The organism is Amycolatopsis sp. NPDC003861, from assembly GCF_053605405.1.
In genome coordinates, this window is the sequence record NZ_JBSGJD010000439.1 from 1 (window position 1) to 4,052 (window position 4,052).

A 4,052-nucleotide genomic window follows, 5' to 3' on the forward strand; every position below is an offset into this window, starting at 1 on the left:
CCCGCCTTGCCACTCACGAGCGCCACGGTGAGGTGGGCCACAGTCACCGAACCTCGCGTTGACACCGGCGGCACCGGGACCGAGCATTCCCGCCATGAACCTGTCTGACAGCCAGACAGCCGGACAAGGTGGTCCTCGCCGGGTGAGCGCCATGGAAGCCGTGCTGGCCCACCTGCGCGCCTCGATCGAGCGCGGCGAGCACGCCGTCGGCGAGAAGCTCCCCTCCGAAGCGGCCCTGAGCAGGGAGTTCGAGGTCAGCCGCTCGGTGATCCGGGAGGCGCTGCGCGGTCTGCAGGCGCTCGGCATGACCGAGTCGAAGACCGGCAAGGGCACCTTCGTCACCGCGACCGGCCCGGCCGAAAACCCCACCTTCGGGCCCTACTCCGCCCGCGACCTCATCGAGGTCCGCCGGCACGTCGAGATCCCGGTCGCCGGGTACGCGGCCGTGCGGCGCGGCCAGGACGACCTCGACCTGCTCGCCCACCTGCTCGACCGGATGGACGCCGAGACCGACAACACCGCCTGGGTCGCGCTCGACTCGCTCTTCCACATCACCATCGCCCAGGCCTCGGGCAACCCGGTGTTCGGGAAGGTGATCGAGGAGATCCGGGACGCGCTCGCCCGCCAGTCCGCCTTCCTCAACCAGCTCGGCGACCGCCGCCGCCAGTCGAACATCGAGCACCGGGCGATCGTCAAGGCGATCGAGAGCCGCGTGGAGAGCGCCGCCGTCGCGGCCATGTCCGCGCACCTGGAGCACGTCGAAGCCACCCTCAACAGCATCGTGAACGGGGACCAGTGACCGAACAGACCCTCACGGGCACGACCGGCAACACCGCGGACGCGGGCGACGCCGGGTACAGCAAGGCCCTGAAGTCCCGGCACGTCAACATGATCGCCATCGGCGGCGCGATCGGCACCGGCCTGTTCCTCGGCGCCGGCGGGCGGCTCGCCCAGGCCGGCCCGGCGCTGGCGATCGTCTACGGCGTCTGCGGGCTCTTCGCCTTCTTCGTCGTCCGCGCGCTCGGCGAGCTGATCCTGTATCGGCCCTCAAGCGGCGCGTTCGTCTCCTACGCCCGCGAGTTCATGGGCGAGAAGGGCGCGTACGTCGCCGGCTGGATGCACTTCCTCAACTGGTCGACCACCGGCATCGCCGACATCACGGCGATCGCGCTCTACGCGCACTTCTGGTCGTTCTTCTCGCCGATCCCGCAGTGGGTGCTCGCGCTGATCGCGCTGGCCGTCGTCCTGACGCTGAACATGGTGTCGGTGAAGCTGTTCGGCGAGATGGAGTTCTGGTTCGCCATCATCAAGGTCGCCGCGCTCGTGCTGTTCATGGTGATCGGCATCTTCCTGCTGGTGACGCAGACGCCGGTCGACGGCGTCGCGGGCGGTCCGCAGCTGATCGCCGACCACGGCGGGATCTTCCCGTCCGGGCTGCTGCCGATGGTGCTGATCGTGCAGGGCGTGGTGTTCGCCTACGCCTCCGTCGAGCTGGTCGGCGTGGCCGCGGGCGAGACCGAGAACCCGGAGAAGATCATGCCGAAGGCGATCAACTCCATCATGTGGCGCATCCTCGTCTTCTACGTCGGTTCGGTCGTGCTGCTGGCGATGCTGCTGCCGTGGAGCTCCTACACGAAGGACCAGAGCCCGTTCGTCACCGTGCTCTCGCACCTGGGCGTGCCCGCGGCGGACAGCGTGATGAACCTGGTCGTGCTCACCGCGGCGCTGTCCAGCCTGAACTCCGGCCTGTACTCGACCGGCCGGATCCTGCGGTCGATGGCGACGGCGGGCTCGGCGCCGAAGTTCACCGGCGTGATGAACCGCAACCACGTGCCCTACGGCGGGATCCTGCTCACCGCGGCCGTCTGCGTGCTCGGCGTCGGGCTGAACTACCTGGTGCCGAAGGAGGCCTTCGACATCGTGCTGAACTTCGCCGCGATCGGCATCCTCGCCACCTGGGCCATCATCGTGCTCTGCCACCTGCTGTTCGTGCGCCGGGCCAAGCGCGACGGCCTCGAGCGGCCGTCCTTCCGGCTGCCGTTCTCGCCGTACACCGAGATCGCGACGCTGGTGTTCCTCGCCGCCGTCGTGGTGCTGATGGGCTTCGACGAGACCGGCCGGATCACCCTGCTCGCGCTGCCCGCCATCGCCGTCGCGCTGGTCGCCGGCTGGTTCGGCGTCCGCAAGCGGATCGACATGCGGGCGTTCGACGAGGAGGGCATGTGAGCCACGAACCCCTCGTCGAGCTGCTCCGCGACGGCCTGGTCGAGGGCGTCCACCACGGTTCGGCCGTGGTGCTCGCCCCGGACGGCTCGGTGCGGTTCGCCGCCGGGGACGTCGACACCCCGATGTACCCGCGGTCGACGGCCAAGCCGCTGCAGGCGACCGCGATGGCCCGGCTCGGCCTGCGCCTGTCCCCCGCCGGGTTCGCGATCGCCGCGGCCAGCCACTCGGGCGAGGCCATGCACCTCGACGCGGCTCTCGAGGTCCTCGACGGGCGCTCGCCCGACCTGCTCGGGAACCCCGCGGACTTCCCGTTCGACCCGGTCGAGCGGGACCGCTGGCTCGCCGCCGGGCGGGCGCCGAGCCGGCTCGGGCACAACTGCTCCGGCAAGCACGCGGCGATGCTCGCGACCTGCTCGCTGAACGGCTGGCCGGTCGACGGCTACCTCGACCCGGCCCACCCGCTGCAGCGCGCGATCGCCGCCACCGTCGAGGACCTGACCGGCCGGGGCATCGCCCGAGTGGCCGTCGACGGCTGCGGCGCGCCGCTCTTCGCGACGACGTTGCGCGGGCTCGCGACCGCGGTGTCGAAGATCGCGCTCGCCGCGCCGGACACGCCGGAAGGGCTGGTGGCCGCCGGGATCCGGCAGCACCCGGAGCTGGTCGGCGGCAGCCGCCGCGACGTCACCGCCGTCATGCGCGCGGTGCCGGGGCTGATCGCCAAGGACGGCTTCGAGGCCGTCCAGGTCGCCGCGCTGCCGGACGGCACGGCGATCGCGGTCAAGATCGCCGACGGCGGCGACCGGGCGCGCTACCCGGTGCTGGCCGCGCTGCTCGGGCTGTGCGGGATCGACGTCCCGCCCGGCCCGGACAACCTGCGTTTTTCCGGAAACCTGCCTGTGGGGAGCACCGTATGACCACCCGTCGCGAACACGACCTGCTCGGCGACAAGGACGTCCCCGCCGACGCGTACTGGGGCGTGCACACCGCCCGCGCCCGCGAGAACTTCCCGATCACGGGAACGACGCTCGCCGCCTACCCGCACCTGGTCGAAGCGCTGGCCTCGGTGAAGGAAGCCGCGGCGCGCGCCAACGCCGAGCTCGGTCTGCTCGAACCCGGCATCGCGGACGCGATCGGCGCGGCCTGCCGGGAGATCCGCGAAGGCGCCCTGCACGGCGAGTTCGTCGTCGACGTCATCCAGGGCGGCGCCGGGACGTCGACCAACATGAACGCCAACGAGGTCATCGCCAACCGCGCCCTGGAACTGCTCGGGCACGCCAAGGGCGACTACCACGTCGTGCACCCCAACGAGCACGTCAACCTCGGGCAGTCGACGAACGACGCCTACCCGACCGCGGTCAACGTCGCGACGATCCTCGCCGTGCGCGAGCTGTCCGAGTCGATGGTCGTGCTGGAGAAGGCGTTCGCGGCCAAGGCCGTCGAGTTCCACGACGTGCTGAAGATGGGCCGCACGCAGCTGCAGGACGCCGTGCCGATGACGCTCGGCCAGGAGTTCGGCACATACGCGGTGATGCTCGGCGAGGACCGGCAGCGGCTGAACGAAGCCGTCGCCCTGCTGCACGAGATCAACCTCGGCGCGACCGCGATCGGCACCGGCCTCAACGCCGCACCCGGGTACGCCGAAGCCGCGTGCCGCCACCTGCGCGAGATCACCGGCCTGCCGGTCGTGACCGCCGCCGACCTGGTCGAGGCGACCCAGGACTGCGGCGCGTTCGTGCACCTGTCCGGTGTCCTGAAGCGGATCGCGGTCAAGCTGTCCAAGAGCTGCAACGACCTGCGGCTGCTGTCCTCGGGCCCGCGCGCCGGGC

4 protein-coding genes are annotated in these 4,052 nt (G+C 71.1%); all 4 read left to right on the top strand.

The window, feature by feature from the left end:
* Positions 1-151 precede the first annotated feature (151 nt).
* Complete coding sequence (locus tag ACWEVN_RS46885) at positions 152-799, top strand: FadR/GntR family transcriptional regulator (protein ID WP_449687839.1); 648 nt, start codon at positions 152-154, stop codon at positions 797-799.
* Complete coding sequence (locus tag ACWEVN_RS46890) at positions 796-2,226, top strand: amino acid permease (RefSeq protein WP_449687834.1); 1,431 nt, start codon at positions 796-798, stop codon at positions 2,224-2,226. Before ACWEVN_RS46885 ends, ACWEVN_RS46890 begins: the two co-directional genes overlap by 4 nt.
* Complete coding sequence (locus ACWEVN_RS46895) at positions 2,223-3,140, top strand: asparaginase (protein ID WP_452055585.1); 918 nt, start codon at positions 2,223-2,225, stop codon at positions 3,138-3,140. Before ACWEVN_RS46890 ends, ACWEVN_RS46895 begins: the two co-directional genes overlap by 4 nt.
* Positions 3,137-4,052 (top strand): aspartate ammonia-lyase (locus tag ACWEVN_RS46900; protein WP_452055586.1); only part of this gene is annotated, 916 nt, incomplete at its 3' end. The genes ACWEVN_RS46895 and ACWEVN_RS46900, both read left to right, overlap by 4 nt.